Genomic DNA, 13,223 nt, shown 5'->3' on the forward strand with positions numbered 1-13,223 from the left:
TTATGGTGCGGTAACAAGGTATTGCCGAAGGGCGGGCTAAAATGCGTAAGTCATTGATGCGTATGACATTGCGTCAACTACAGATCTTCAACGAGGTGTGCGATTTGCGCTCGTACAGCCGCGCTGCGGAAGAGATGGCGCTGACACAACCCGCCGTTAGTCTACAGATCCGTCAACTCGAAGAGCTGATCGGCCAGCCGCTGTTCGAGTACGTAGGCAAGAAGCTCTACCTGACCGAAGCGGCCGAAGCCCTGCAACGCGCCAGCCGCGACATATTCGGCCGCCTGGAGAGCCTGGACATGCAGCTGTCGGATATGCAGGGCTCACTCCAGGGGCAACTGAAACTGGCGATCGAGTCCAGCGCCAAGTACTTCGTGCCACACCTGTTCGCCGCCTTCAAGCAGCGTCACCCGGAGGTCAACCTGACCCTGACCGTGGTCAACCGTGCCCAGGCCATCCGCCGCCTTTCGGACAACCGCGACGACCTGATCATCATGTCCATGGTGCCGCAGGACATGGGCCTGGAGTTTCTGCCGTTCCTCAACAACCCGATCGTCGCGGTGGCGCCACCCGAGCATCCGCTGTGCAAACTGGAACGACTGCGCCTGCAGGATCTGGAACCTCATACGCTGCTGGTCCGCGAACAAGGTTCAGGTACGCGCAAGGCCTGCGAGGAGTACTTCAAGGACAAGCGTGTGCACTTCACCCAGACCCTGGAAGTGGCCTCGGCCGACGCCCAGCGTGAATGCGTGATCGCCGGCCTGGGTATTGCCCTGCTCACCCGCCATGCAGTCAACCTCGAGCTGGCCACCGGTGTGCTGAAGGAGCTGCCGGTAGAGGAGCTACCGCTGTACCGCAGCTGGTGCGTGGTGCAGTCCAAGGCCAAACGGCAGTCGCCGGTTGCCTTGGCCTTCCTGGCGTTCATCCGTAGCGAACGTGCGCTGATCAGCGGCCTGGTTGAGCGTTTTTCGGGGAAATTGCCGCCGACGCCTGCCAAACCGTGAGGTCTTGCAACTCGGGGTAGTCCACCAGGTCGCGCAGTAGTTGACGTTGGTCGCAGTAGCTTTCGATCGCGCGGCGGTATTCCATGCGGCGCTGATCCTTTTCCTGCTGCTTGCGAGCCTTGGCGCTGGGTTGGTAAGTACCGTCGTAATCACGAGCCATTGCCTGTCTCCCAGATAGGATGCGGGAGTTTCAGACTGGCCTTGGTGGTTTACGGTTTGACTGTGGAATGGTGACAAAACAGTGAAATTTCACTGTCTGTACCGGCCCATTCGCGGGCTTGCCCGCTCCCACAGGTACTGCGCACTTTTTGAAATCGGCGCAATCCCTGTGGGAGCGGGCAAGCCCGCGAAGAGGCCGGTGCAGGCGTTCAGTCGTCGGTAGCCTTGATCGACTTGGGCGACAAACGCAGGCTGCGCAAGCTGCGCTTCACGCTCTTGAGGTGATTGACCAGGCTCGGCCCACGCGCCATGGCCACGCCCATGGCCAACACGTCGATAACCACAAGGTGGGCGATACGCGAGGTCAGCGGGGTGTAGATCTCGGTGTCTTCATGCACGTCGATTGCCAGGTTGACCGTCGACAGTTCGGCCAGCGGCGTCTGGCTGGGGCACAGGGTGATCAGGTTGGCGCCGCTCTCACGCACCAGGTTGGCGGTAATCAGCAGGTCCTTGGAGCGGCCCGACTGGGAAATGCACACCGCCACATCACCCGGCTTGAGGGTCACCGCCGACATCGCCTGCATGTGCGGGTCGGAGTAGGCAGCCGCGCTGAGCAGCAGGCGGAAGAACTTGTGCTGGGCATCGGCCGCCACCGCACCGGAGGCGCCAAAGCCGTAGAACTCCACACGTTGCGCCTGGGCCATGGCGGTTACCGCCTGCTGCAGCGCCTGAGGGTCGAGGTGCTCACGCACTTCCATCAGGGTGTGCAGGGTGGTGTCGAAGATCTTCAGGCTGTAGTCGGCAACCGAGTCGTCTTCATGGATGGCGAACTGACCGAAACTGGCCCCGGCGGCCAGGCTCTGTGCCAGTTTCAACTTCAGGTCCTGGAAGCCCGAGCAACCGATGGCACGGCAGAACCGCACGATGGTCGGTTCACTGATACCTACGCTGTGCGCCAAGTCGGCCATGGAGCTGTGCATGACGGCAGCCGGGTCGAGTAGCACGTGGTCGGCTACCTTGAGTTCCGATTTGCGCAGCAGGTGGCGCGATTGGGCGATATGTTGCAACAGATTCACAGGCTGGACTCGGTTATGATCGGCTGGCCGGGTTGTAGCTTTCTTGTAGTTATACTACATGGACGCCAACCCGCCCAGTTAAACGAACGTGGAGAGTGGTGGTTTGACTATTCCTTGCGACATTCTGGTTTTCGGCGGCACCGGCGATCTGGCCCTGCACAAATTGCTTCCGGCGCTCTACCACCTGTTTCGCGAGGCCCGTCTGAACAATGCCGTGCGGATCATCGCGCTGGCGCGACGCAACCTGCCACGCAACGAATATCTCAAGCTCGCCGAACGCCATTGCCGAGCCCAGATCGCCCGCAACGATTTCGACGAAGATGTCTGGCGGCGGTTTTCCGCGCGGGTCGACTATTTCCCCATGGATGCTTCGCAAAGCGCCGATTTTGGCCGGCTGGCGCGCTACCTGGGCGAGCCCGGCGGCTTGACGCGCATCTTCTACCTGGCCACCGCCCCCAACCTGTTCGTGCCCATTGCCAACCACCTGCGTAACGCTGGCCTGGCCGACGCCGAAGCGCGCATCGTGCTGGAAAAGCCGATCGGCCACTCGCTGCAATCGGCTACCGCCATCAACGAAGCGATTGGTGCGGTGCTGGAGGAAAACCAGGTATTTCGCATCGACCACTACCTGGGCAAGGAAACCGTGCAGAACCTCATGGCCCTGCGCTTTGCCAACGCCCTGCTGGAGCCGGTATGGCGCAACAGCCAGGTCGACCATGTGCAGATCAGCGTATGCGAGACCCTGGGGGTCGAGAACCGGGGTGCTTACTACGACCGCGCCGGGGCGATCCGCGACATGCTGCAGAACCACCTGCTGCAATTGCTGTGTCTGGTGGCCATGGAACCTCCCGCACAGTTCGAGGCCGAAGCGGTGCGTGACGAAAAGGTCAAGGTCCTTCGCGCCCTCAAGCCCATCACCGGCCAGGACGTGCAGGACAAGACCGTGCGCGGCCAGTACGGCGCCGGGCGCATCGGTGGTCAGGAAGTGCCAGCCTATTACTTCGAAAAGGACGTCGACAACGATAGCGACACCGAAACCTTCGTCGCCATCGAGGCGCACATCGACAACTGGCGCTGGGCGGGCGTGCCCTTCTACCTGCGCACCGGCAAACGCATGGCACGGCGCTCGTCGCAGATCGTCATCCAGTTCAAGCCAGTGCCCCATGAGCTGTTCATGGGTGGCCAGGTCAACCAGTTGCTGATCCAGTTGCAACCAGACGAACGCATCAGCCTGCGCATGATGACCAAGAGCCCGGGCAAGGGCATGCGCCTGGAGCCGGTGGACCTGGACCTGAACCTGGCCCAGGTGTTCAGCCAGACCCGCCGCTGGGAGGCCTACGAGCGCTTGCTGCTGGATGTGCTGGAGGGCGACTCGACGCTGTTCATGCGCCGCGACGAAGTGGAAGCGGCCTGGGCGTGGATCGACCCGATCATCAAGGGTTGCGAAGAACACTTCCAGGCACCACGACCGTACCCGTCAGGCACCAATGGCCCGGAGCAAGCCAACAGCCTGCTCGCCAGACATGGCAGGCATTGGCATAGCTGAAGCACTACCCTGCTCCTGTGATGGATGAAAGGGACGACAGTTGCGCTGTCGCTACTTTCAACCATCACAGGAGCAAATCAATGGCTACCATCGCCAATCTCGTTGCAATCAATGACATCGCCGACGGCGAACAGACCTTCAAGGTCCATTGCACCGTCACGGTCGCTTCCCCGGCTATCGAACCGGTGCTGGTCGAACCCAAGATACGCCACCGGGGAGGCTGGGAAGTGCTGGAGCTTCAGTTGCTGGACAGCGGCGAGATCGCCCCGCAAGTGCTGACGGAAAAAACCGTGACGTTTGAACGCGCGGGTGGCACCCACTGGAAAATGCTGGAAATCACTCACGCCGGTTCGCAGCAGCGCTGCGAAATACGCACCGTAGAGATGATCGACTGAACCGTGGTTGACCGGGCCGCCCGAGCGGCGGCCTGGCGCCTGCCATCGGGTCGATGAACGGCCGCTGGCAAGGTGAATATTTATACAGTAGAGGTTTGCCCGTTCCCCTGCCGCGCCCTAGAATGGCCCGATGCACACAGACGACCTCTCCCTCCTGCTGAATTCCCTCAACGATGCCCAACGCCAGGCCGTAGCGGCCACGCTCGGGCGTCAACTGGTGCTTGCTGGCGCCGGTTCCGGTAAAACCCGCGTGCTGGTGCACCGCATCGCCTGGCTGATCCAGGTCGAGCAGGCATCGCCGCACTCGATCCTGTCGGTGACCTTCACCAACAAGGCTGCGGCTGAAATGCGCCAGCGGATCGAGCAATTGCTGGGGATCAACCCGGCGGGCATGTGGGTCGGGACCTTCCACGGCCTGGCCCACCGCCTGTTGCGGGCACACTGGCAGGAAGCGCGGTTGGTGCAGAATTTCCAGATCCTCGACAGCGACGACCAGCAGCGGCTGATCAAGCGGGTGATGCGCGAGCTGGGCCTGGACGAACAGAAATGGCCGGCACGCCAGGCCCAATGGTTCATCAACGGGCAAAAGGATGAAGGCCTGCGTCCACAGCATATCCAGGCCGGTGGCGACCTGTTCCTGTCGACCATGCGCGACGTCTATACCGCTTATGAACAGGCCTGTGAGCGCGCCGGGGTGATCGACTTCTCCGAGCTGCTGCTACGCGCCCTGGACCTGTGGCGTGACCATCCGGGCCTGCTCGAACACTACCAGCGGCGCTTCCGCCACGTACTGGTGGACGAGTTCCAGGATACCAACGCCGTGCAATATGCCTGGCTGCGCCTGTTGGCGCGCGGCGGTGACAGCCTGATGGCGGTGGGCGATGACGACCAGTCGATCTACGGCTGGCGCGGGGCCAAGATCGAGAACATTCATCAATACACCGCCGACTTCCCTGACGCCGAGATGATCCGCCTGGAGCAGAACTACCGCTCCACCGGTGGCATCCTCAAGGCGGCCAACGCGCTGATCGCCAATAACAGCGGGCGCCTGGGCAAAGAGCTGTGGACCGATATGGGCGAAGGCGAACCCCTGACCCTGTACGCGGCCTACAACGAGCACGACGAGGCGCGCTACGTGGTGGAAACCATCGAGGGCCTGGTCAAGCAGGGCAATGCGCGCAACGAAATTGCCATCCTGTACCGTTCCAACGCCCAGTCGCGGGTGCTGGAAGAAGCCCTCCTGCGCGAACGCATTCCCTACCGTATCTACGGCGGTCAACGCTTCTTCGAGCGCGCCGAAATCAAGAACGCCATGGCCTACCTGCGCCTGATCGAAGGCCGTGGCAATGATGCCGCCCTCGAGCGGGTGATCAACGTACCGCCACGCGGGATTGGCGAGAAAACCGTCGAAGCCATCCGTGAGCATGCCCGCCACAGCCAGCTGTCGATGTGGGAAGCCATGTGCCAGCTGCTGGCGGCAAAGGCCCTGAAAGGCCGCGCCGCCAGCGCCCTGGGTGCGTTCATCGAGCTGATCGAGGGGTTGGCTGCCAAAGTTGTGGACATGCCGCTGCATACCATGACCCAGACCACCATCGAGCAGTCCGGGCTGATCATCTATCACCAGGAAGAAAAAGGTGAAAAGGGCCAGGCACGGGTAGAAAACCTTGAGGAACTGGTCAGCGCAGCGCGCAACTTCGAGTCCACCGAAGAAGACGCCGACCTCTCGCCACTTTCGGCGTTCCTCGGCCATGCCTCGCTCGAGGCAGGCGATGCCCAGGCCGACGAGCATGAAGACAGCATCCAGCTGATGACCTTGCACAGCGCCAAGGGCCTGGAGTTCCCGTATGTATTCCTGGTGGGCATGGAGGAAGGCCTGTTCCCGCACAAGATGAGCCTGGAAGAACCCGGCCGCCTGGAAGAGGAACGCCGCCTGGCCTACGTCGGCATCACCCGCGCCATGCGCCAGCTGGTCATGACCTACGCCGAAACGCGCCGCCTGTATGGCAGCGAGACCTACAACAAGGTGTCGCGTTTCGTACGTGAAATTCCGGCTGGTCTGGTTCAGGAAGTACGTCTGTCCAACAGTGTCAGCCGCCCGTTTGGTGGGGCCAAGGCCACTACCAACAGCAACCTGTTCGCCAATGCCAATATCCCGCAGACGACCTTCAACCTCGGCCAGCGTGTGCAACATGCGGTGTTTGGCGAGGGCGTGATCCTCAATTTCGAGGGCTCCGGCGCGCAGGCACGGGTGCAGGTGAATTTTGCCGAAGGCAGCAAGTGGCTGATGCTGGGCTACGCCAAGCTCGAAGCCATCTGAAACCTGCACCGGCCATTGTAGGAGCGGCCTTGTGTCGCGATGGGCTGCGCAGCAGCCCCGGCAGTCTCAGCGCCCACGTCGAAATCCTGGGGCTGCTGCACAGCCCATCGCGCCACAAGGCCGCTCTGCAAGCGCCAGCCCCCAGCTTGGTAATATCCAGGCAAAAGCTAGAAACATTATGTCGCTGGTCATGTGCCTGGGAACCTGTGCACCATGACGCGCGTGCAATCCACAACAGGGGATATCCCATTTATGCAACGTTTTCTTAGCATCGCTCTGGCGCTCTGCGTCGGCCTGACGCTGAGCCTGGACGCCAACGCCAAGCGTTTTGGCGGCGGCAAGAGCTCGGGCTCCGCGCCTATCCACCAGACCCGTCAAGCCACGCCAACCACGCCAACTGCGCCTGCTGCCGCGCCGACCGCACCTGGCCGCGCCGCGCCGGCCGCCAGCGGTGCTTCGCGCTGGCTGGGCCCACTGGCCGGCCTCGCCGCCGGTGGTCTGCTGGCCTCCATGTTCATGGGTGACGGTTTCGAAGGCTTCCAGATCATGGACTTCCTGATCGTGGCGCTCATCGCCTTCCTGGTATTCCGCTTCATCGCCGCGCGCCGCCGCCAGCAGCAGCCGCAAATGGCCATGCCAGGCCACGCGCCGATGCAGCGTGAAGCCCACGCCCAAGCTGCCCAGCCTTCGATCTTCGGTGGTTCGGCCGCACCTGCCGCCGCCGCTGCACCGGTGATCAATGCCCCGGCCTGGTTCAATGAGCAAAGCTTCCTGGCTGCCGCTCGTAACCACTTCCAGGCCCTGCAGCAGCACTGGGACGCCAACGAGATGGACAAGATCGCCGAATTCGTCACCCCGCAAATGCTCGAGTTCCTCAAGCGCGAGCGGGCTGACCTGGGTGACGGCTTCCAGTCCACCTACATCGACAACCTCGATGTGCAACTGGACGGTGTCGACGACCGTGCCGACCGCACCGACGCCACCCTGACCTTCCGTGGCGTGTCGAAGAGCTCGCGCTTCGACCAGGGCGAAGTGTTCAGCGAAAGCTGGCACATGGTCCGTGCCCAAGGCGAAAACCAGCCTTGGCTGGTCGCCGGTATCCGTCAGAACGGCTAACCGCTGCGTGCTGCACAAAAAACCCCGGGGCTGCCCCGGGGTTTTTGCTTTTGCCAGACTAGGCTACTAGGGTATAACGCGCAGCGTTGTCATCTAGGTCAGAGGAAGTGAACCGTGGAAGAAGTGATCGAACAACTCCGTGAAGCCAATGAGCCAGTGCCGGTGCCGCTCGAGCTTCCCGACGAGGACCAGCTGGTCGAAATCGAGGAAGAGCTGTTCATCAACATTCCGTTCGTGTTCAAGGAGTTTCTGCTGACCGTCAGCGACGTGGTGTACGGCTCGCTGGAGCCAGTGACCGTCACCGACCCACAGTCGCACACCTACCTGCCCGAGGTTGCTGCCAACGCCTGGGATGCCGGCGTGCCGCGCGACCTTATTCCACTGTGCCAGGATGGCGACAACTACTACTGTGTCGAAGAAGACGGCACCGTGGTGCTGTGGGATGCCGAAGAAGAAAGTATCGGTGAAGACAGCTGGGAGTCTGTCTGGCACTGGGCGCGGGATGTCTGGCTGGAGAGCTGATCGCCAGTCGCAAAATTATGGCTCAGTGCCATTAATGCAGTTAACATCGCCAGGCTTTCTGCGCCTGGCGACATCGCTACCGCTCCATCCCCTCGGACGACGGTGAAGTTGGCGCAGGGAGCGTTGCCTTGCTCAGTGCGAACTCTCGCGACTGTGCTCCAACGTCTCCAGCAAGGCGATCTGCATCCGTGTGTGCACGCGGATAAACCAGCGCCACAGCAAAGCCACGACCACCGCTGCCACCACGGCAATCACCAGCAGCAGCTCGCTGGTCGGCAGAATGCTCGCCGACAACGCTGACAGCAGCAGGAAGATCACCAGCAACGACAGCAGCGGAATCACCTCGGCAATCACGCGGCGCACGCGCTGTGTATGCCGCCCGGCCATCTCTGGTTTCACGCCCATCTCCGCCAGCAGCATCGATAGCGCCTTGAGCTTGCGATAGGCGGCAATCAGGAACGGCAGCGACAACAGCAATGCTGCGCCCCAGATCAAGGCTTTCTGCTGGCTGACATCGCTGACCCACTCGCTGAGCCAGTTACCGATACGCCCGGCGAAATAGCCGCCAGTGAAAAAAATCGCGATAACCAGCGCCAGGTTGACCCCCACCTGCAACAGAATGCGCCGGATCATCGCCGCCAACATGGCACCCTCACCCTGTGGCTGGATACTGCGCAACCATTCGCCGTACAACGACAACACCCGCGCCAGGCGGGCGGGCACTGCCTTGCCCAGCTTGCGCGACAGCGGGTCAGCCGCACGGATCAGGTACGGTGTCAGCAGCGTGGTAATTGCCGATACCGCCACCGCCACCGGGTAGAGAAAGTCGCTGGTCACCTGCAGGGTCATGCCCAGTGCGGCGATGATGAAGGAAAATTCGCCAATCTGCGAAAGACCCATGCCAACCCGCAGCGACGTGCGCCCGTCATTTCCGGCAATGAACGCGCCCATGCCACAGGACAGCATCTTGCCCAGCACCACTGCCAGGGTAATCACCACGATCGGCCAGGCGTAGTCGACCAGCACCAGAGGGTCGATCATCAGGCCGATGGCGACGAAGAAGATGGCACTGAACAGATCGCGTACCGGTTCGATCAAGCGCTCGATTGCCAGTAGCTGGCGCGATTCGGCCATGATCGCGCCAATCAGGAATGCGCCCAGCACCATGCTGTATTCGAGCTTCACTACCAGCAGACAAAAGCCGAAACACAGGCCTAGCACGGTAATAAGCAACATTTCGTTGCTCTCGAACCTGGCCACGTAAGCCAGCAGCCGCGGTACCAACAGGATGCCGATGACCAGCGCGACGATCATGAACAGCGACAGCTTGCCCACGGTGGAAAACACCTCGCCCGAACTGACCGTACCGCTGACGGCGATGCCCGACAGCAAGGCAATGATGCCGATGCCGAGAATGTCCTCGACGATCAGCACTCCAAAGATGAGCTGGGCGAAGCGCTCGTTCTTCATCTTCAGGTCATTCAGCGCCTTGACGATGATGGTGGTCGAGGAAATTGCCAGGATCGCCCCCAGGAACAGCGAATCCATGGTGTTCCAGCCGAACCAGCGGCCAATCTCGAAACCGATCCAGATCATCAGCACGATTTCCAGGAACGCCGCGATAAAGGCGGTAGCGCCGACCTTGAACAGCTTGCGCAGGCTGAACTCGAGCCCAAGGCAAAACATCAGGAAAATCACGCCCAGCTCGGCCAGGGTCTTGATGGTGTCTTCATCGTGAATAAGGCCGAACGGGGGCGTGTGCGGGCCGATGATGAAGCCGGCGACGATGTAACCCAGCACGACGGGTTGCTTGAGGCGGTGAAAGACAACGGTGACCACGCCAGCGACCAGCATGATCACTGCCAGGTCCTGGATGAAGCTGATGGCATGCATGGCGTGATACTCCCTTTTTCGTCCTTTGGCGGGTGCCGGGGCAGACCGCTCCTCGACCAGGGCAGCCTTGTGCGAGCAGCGCGTACATACTGTTGTGGACGCGCAATGTGGCCATGTTGCATGGGCATGGTCAGGTTAACATCGCACTCCGCCGCAAAAAGCCGGTGCAATATGCAGAAACAGATCGGCAGGAAAAGCGCCGCTGATGGCATGATCAGCGTGACGATGGCGCGTCAGCCAGCGTCCCGTAGCAAGACGGCTAATTCACATGAGGGGAAAAGAAGTGTCTTCAGATAACGATCCCCAACGGCCCCATTCGCCCGATTCAGCGCAACCTCACCGTGAGCACACTATGGAACCTGGAAACGCCCAGCTGAGCATGACCGTCCTGATGACCCCGGACATGGCCAACTTTTCTGGCAACGTACATGGCGGCACCCTGCTCAAGTACCTCGACGAAGTGGCCTATGCGTGCGCCAGCCGCTATGCCGGCAGCTATGTGGTCACCCTGTCGGTCGACCAGGTTATCTTCCGCGAGCCGGTACACGTGGGTGAACTGGTGACCTTCCTGGCGTCGGTCAACTACACCGGCAACACCTCGATGGAGGTGGGCATCAAGGTGGTGACCGAGAATATCCGTGAACGCTCGGTGCGCCATTCCAACAGCTGCTTCTTCACCATGGTCGCGGTCGACGACAACCGTCGCCCGGTACCGGTACCACCCCGCCAGCCGCAAAGCAGCGAGGAGAAGCGCCGCTTCCTGCAGGGCCAGCAGCGCCGGCAGATCCGCCAGGAGCTGGAAAAGCGCTACCAGGACCTGAAGACCGACGCCATTTAAAGCGTCAGCAACTGCGCCTCGAAGCGCACCCGTGGGTGCGCGATGCGGTCCTGGGCCCGCACCAGTTGCAACTCGTAGCTGGCGCAGGCCTGGGTTTCCAGCAGCACTTCGTGCACGGCCGCAGCGCTGTATTCGAACGCCTGTAGCCAGCTGTCGCCAAGCAGCACGCGGGCCAGGAACAGGCCCGAGGTCAGGTCGCCCACCCCAACCGGCTGCCGCGGGAACGCCAGCAGCGGGCGACGCAGGTGCCAGCTGTGCTCGGCGGTCACCAGCAGCATCTCGAACTGGTCTTCGGCCCGCCCCGGGTAGGCCAGGTGCTTGACCAGTACCACCTGCGGCCCGCGCTGCAGCAGGCTGCGCGCCATGCGCACGCAGTCCTCCAGCGACTGCGCACGGCGCCCACAGAAGCTGTCCAGCTCCAACTGGTTGGGGCACAGGATGTCAGCCGTGGCGGCCGCTTCGTCGAGCAGGAACTCGCTGACTTCCGCCGGCACGATGCAGCCCTTCTCCGGGTGCCCCATGACTGGATCACACAAGTACAAAGCCTTTGGGTTTACCGCCTTGATCCGCGCGACCCCCGCCAGAATCGCCCGGCCTTGCTCGGCACTGCCCAGGTAGCCGGACAACACCGCGTCGCAATTGCCCAGTTCGCCAATGTTGGAAATGCCTTCCACCAACGCAGGAATTTGCGCCGGAGCAAGCACTTCACCCGCCCACTGGCCATACTGTGTGTGGTTGGAGAACTGCACGGTATTGAGCGGCCAGGCATTGATCCCGATACGCTGCATGGGGAACACCGCCGCGCTGTTGCCGGCGTGGCCGAACACCACGTGGGACTGGATGGCGAGCAGGTGCGGAGTACGTTTCATGCGGGAGATTTCCAAAGCTGTTTCAAGGATTGTGCGCAACGCAGTATGGACTCGATTGCCACCTGTACGACAGGCCAGGGACGCAGTTAAGCTGGATCGACCTGTTTGGAGCAGATGCAAATGTTGACCCTGGAAAACCTCTTAGTCCTGATGCTGGTAGCCACGGCAGGCGCCTGGCTGTGGCACAACCACGGTTTGCGTGAAAAAGCCCTGGAACGGGTCAAACAGCACTGCGCCAAACTCGACCTCGAGTTGCTCGACGATGCCGTCGCGCTCAAGCGCATCGCCTTTGTCCGTGACGCCAATGGCCGCAAGCGCCTGGCGCGCGTCTATGCCTTCGAATTCACGGTTACCGGTGAGCAACGCCATCCCGGTACCATAACCCAGTTCGGCGCCCACAGCGTGCAGATCGAACTGGCGCCCTATCCGTTCGAAATCAAGACCCCTCCTCGCGCCGACAATGTCATCGAGATGCAGCAGTGGCGCCAGGAGCACAACCGTTGGCGCAACTGATCAGCTGACGCGGCACTCGCTCAAACCGGCTTGTAACGCCGGCTGCGACTGTGGCTGGTCGAAAATCAGCTCGATGCGGGTATCCCGGCGCCAGTCGCTGGGCTGCCAGATGGGCATGTCGCCGTTCAGGCCATTGAATGATTGCCAGCCTTCCACGGTGTGGATAACCCCTTTCGCACGCCGCCATGGCCAGGCGTGCAGGAACGCCAGCAGCCGCTGTGGATAAAATCGTTGGCCGGGATGCCAGCGCCAGCCGATGCTCCAACCTCCCTCCCCTTGCTGGGCGAGGCAGATCGGCTGGCCAGGGTCTGCCCAGAGTGGCGGGGGCATCACCCTATTGTCGGGAATCAGGTTATCCACAAGGGCATTGGCAGCCGCACTGGTGGGTACAGTGGGCAGGTCCGACACGGGCAGCTGCCCTTCGATCGTCCAGAACACTTTCTTGGCGGGAAACCTGTCTGTTATCGATGCCTTGCAAGCATCACCCACCGACTCTGCCTTGTTGAAGACAACATTCTCCGCTGCATCGAGCGCCTGCTGTTGCGCCTCCGCCAGCCGTTCGTTGCGAACCATCGACTGCGCATCCATGACCATCAGCAACGGCTGTACCGCCAGCACCCCAGCCCAAGGTGCTTGTTGCAACTGAGCAAGCAGCTGCAGCGGATGGCCCAACCCGGACGGCTCTATGAACAGCCGGTCAGGCCGGGACTTGCGCAGCAGCCGGCCCAGGCCGACCTGGAACGGCATGCCGTTGACGCAGCACAGGCAGCCACCCGCGACCTCGCCGATGGCGATCCCGTCCTCGTCACGGCTGAGCAAGGCCGCATCAAGCCCGACCAGGCCGAACTCGTTGATCAGCACTGCCCAGCGCTCATTGCGCGGACGTTGGGCCAACAGATGGCGGATCAGGGTGGTCTTGCCGGCCCCGAGCGGGCCGGCAATCACATGGGTGGGAATATTCTGCAGCATGGCGTG

At 61.8% G+C, this 13,223-nt stretch carries 13 protein-coding genes; 8 read left to right on the forward strand and 5 right to left on the reverse strand.

Features of this window, described 5'->3' with window-relative positions; translation table 11 throughout:
• The first annotated feature begins 41 nt into the window (after positions 1-41).
• Entirely contained in the window at positions 42-1,004 is a 963-nt protein-coding gene (locus JKP78_RS09110; RefSeq protein WP_325166787.1) for a LysR family transcriptional regulator, read from the forward strand.
• Here the strand turns inward: JKP78_RS09110 and JKP78_RS09115 are convergent.
• Both JKP78_RS09115 and hexR read right to left on the reverse strand, forming a co-directional pair.
• Positions 946-1,164, reverse strand: coding sequence for a PA3496 family putative envelope integrity protein (locus tag JKP78_RS09115; RefSeq protein ID WP_170033889.1), 219 nt, complete (start codon positions 1,162-1,164; stop codon positions 946-948). The genes JKP78_RS09110 and JKP78_RS09115 overlap by 59 nt on opposite strands.
• Before the next feature lie 208 nt (positions 1,165-1,372).
• Entirely contained in the window at positions 1,373-2,239 is an 867-nt protein-coding gene (gene hexR / locus JKP78_RS09120; RefSeq protein WP_011536461.1) for a transcriptional regulator HexR, read from the reverse strand.
• 103 nt (positions 2,240-2,342) lie between these two features.
• Between hexR and zwf the strand changes: the two genes are divergently transcribed.
• The 5 genes from zwf (at position 2,343) to JKP78_RS09145 (ending at position 8,135) form a co-directional block, all read left to right on the forward strand.
• Positions 2,343-3,785, forward strand: a complete 1,443-nt coding sequence (zwf, locus tag JKP78_RS09125) for a glucose-6-phosphate dehydrogenase (RefSeq protein ID WP_200626569.1) — start codon at positions 2,343-2,345, stop codon at positions 3,783-3,785.
• 80 nt (positions 3,786-3,865) lie between these two features.
• On the forward strand, positions 3,866-4,180 hold the full coding sequence (locus JKP78_RS09130) for a hypothetical protein (RefSeq protein ID WP_186683985.1): 315 nt from the start codon (positions 3,866-3,868) through the stop codon (positions 4,178-4,180).
• Between the two features lie 130 nt (positions 4,181-4,310).
• Positions 4,311-6,497 carry a DNA helicase II gene (gene uvrD / locus JKP78_RS09135; protein ID WP_170033895.1) on the forward strand — a complete coding sequence of 729 codons (2,187 nt, stop codon included), beginning with the start codon at positions 4,311-4,313 and terminating at the stop codon, positions 6,495-6,497.
• 252 nt (positions 6,498-6,749) lie between these two features.
• Positions 6,750-7,613 carry a Tim44 domain-containing protein gene (locus JKP78_RS09140; protein WP_200626570.1) on the forward strand — a complete coding sequence of 288 codons (864 nt, stop codon included), beginning with the start codon at positions 6,750-6,752 and terminating at the stop codon, positions 7,611-7,613.
• A gap of 114 nt (positions 7,614-7,727) precedes the next feature.
• Complete coding sequence (locus JKP78_RS09145) at positions 7,728-8,135, forward strand: SMI1/KNR4 family protein (RefSeq protein ID WP_186683979.1); 408 nt, start codon at positions 7,728-7,730, stop codon at positions 8,133-8,135.
• 132 nt (positions 8,136-8,267) lie between these two features.
• Here JKP78_RS09145 and JKP78_RS09150 read toward each other — a convergent pair whose 3' ends face one another.
• Positions 8,268-10,028 carry a cation:proton antiporter gene (locus JKP78_RS09150; protein WP_186683977.1) on the reverse strand — a complete coding sequence of 587 codons (1,761 nt, stop codon included), beginning with the start codon at positions 10,026-10,028 and terminating at the stop codon, positions 8,268-8,270.
• Between the two features lie 352 nt (positions 10,029-10,380).
• On the opposite strand from JKP78_RS09150, the gene JKP78_RS09155 reads away from it, so the two are divergent.
• Positions 10,381-10,866: an acyl-CoA thioesterase gene (locus JKP78_RS09155; RefSeq protein ID WP_009683536.1), complete on the forward strand. Its 486-nt coding sequence runs from the start codon at positions 10,381-10,383 to the stop codon at positions 10,864-10,866.
• Here JKP78_RS09155 and pdxY read toward each other — a convergent pair.
• Positions 10,863-11,735, reverse strand: coding sequence for a pyridoxal kinase PdxY (gene pdxY, locus JKP78_RS09160; RefSeq protein ID WP_170033903.1), 873 nt, complete (start codon positions 11,733-11,735; stop codon positions 10,863-10,865). The genes JKP78_RS09155 and pdxY overlap by 4 nt on opposite strands.
• A gap of 120 nt (positions 11,736-11,855) precedes the next feature.
• Between pdxY and JKP78_RS09165 the strand changes: the two genes are divergently transcribed.
• The gene (locus JKP78_RS09165) at positions 11,856-12,248 is read left to right on the forward strand and encodes a DUF3301 domain-containing protein (RefSeq protein WP_170033905.1); all 393 of its coding nucleotides are present in this window, start codon (positions 11,856-11,858) and stop codon (positions 12,246-12,248) included.
• Here the strand turns inward: JKP78_RS09165 and JKP78_RS09170 are convergent, their stop codons facing one another.
• Positions 12,249-13,217, reverse strand: a complete 969-nt coding sequence (locus JKP78_RS09170) for a CobW family GTP-binding protein (RefSeq protein ID WP_186683975.1) — start codon at positions 13,215-13,217, stop codon at positions 12,249-12,251.
• Positions 13,218-13,223: the final 6 nt, after the last annotated feature.

It is taken from the genome of Pseudomonas sp. LAM2023 (assembly GCF_016620375.1).
GTDB classification, from domain to species: domain Bacteria; phylum Pseudomonadota; class Gammaproteobacteria; order Pseudomonadales; family Pseudomonadaceae; genus Aquipseudomonas; species Aquipseudomonas anuradhapurensis.

Bases quoted from the DNA above. Each gene is read 5' to 3' on its own strand.
- JKP78_RS09110 (WP_325166787.1), top strand. From the start codon at position 42: ATGCGTAAGTCATTGATGCGTATGACATTGCGTCAACTACAGATCTTC.
- JKP78_RS09115 (WP_170033889.1), bottom strand. From the start codon at position 1,164: ATGGCTCGTGATTACGACGGTACTTACCAACCCAGCGCCAAGGCTCGC.
- JKP78_RS09130 (WP_186683985.1), top strand. From the start codon at position 3,866: ATGGCTACCATCGCCAATCTCGTTGCAATCAATGACATCGCCGACGGC.
- uvrD (WP_170033895.1), top strand. From the start codon at position 4,311: ATGCACACAGACGACCTCTCCCTCCTGCTGAATTCCCTCAACGATGCC.
- JKP78_RS09140 (WP_200626570.1), top strand. From the start codon at position 6,750: ATGCAACGTTTTCTTAGCATCGCTCTGGCGCTCTGCGTCGGCCTGACG.
- JKP78_RS09150 (WP_186683977.1), bottom strand. From the start codon at position 10,028: ATGCATGCCATCAGCTTCATCCAGGACCTGGCAGTGATCATGCTGGTC.
- JKP78_RS09155 (WP_009683536.1), top strand. From the start codon at position 10,381: ATGGAACCTGGAAACGCCCAGCTGAGCATGACCGTCCTGATGACCCCG.
- pdxY (WP_170033903.1), bottom strand. From the start codon at position 11,735: ATGAAACGTACTCCGCACCTGCTCGCCATCCAGTCCCACGTGGTGTTC.
- JKP78_RS09165 (WP_170033905.1), top strand. From the start codon at position 11,856: ATGTTGACCCTGGAAAACCTCTTAGTCCTGATGCTGGTAGCCACGGCA.
- JKP78_RS09170 (WP_186683975.1), bottom strand. From the start codon at position 13,217: ATGCTGCAGAATATTCCCACCCATGTGATTGCCGGCCCGCTCGGGGCC.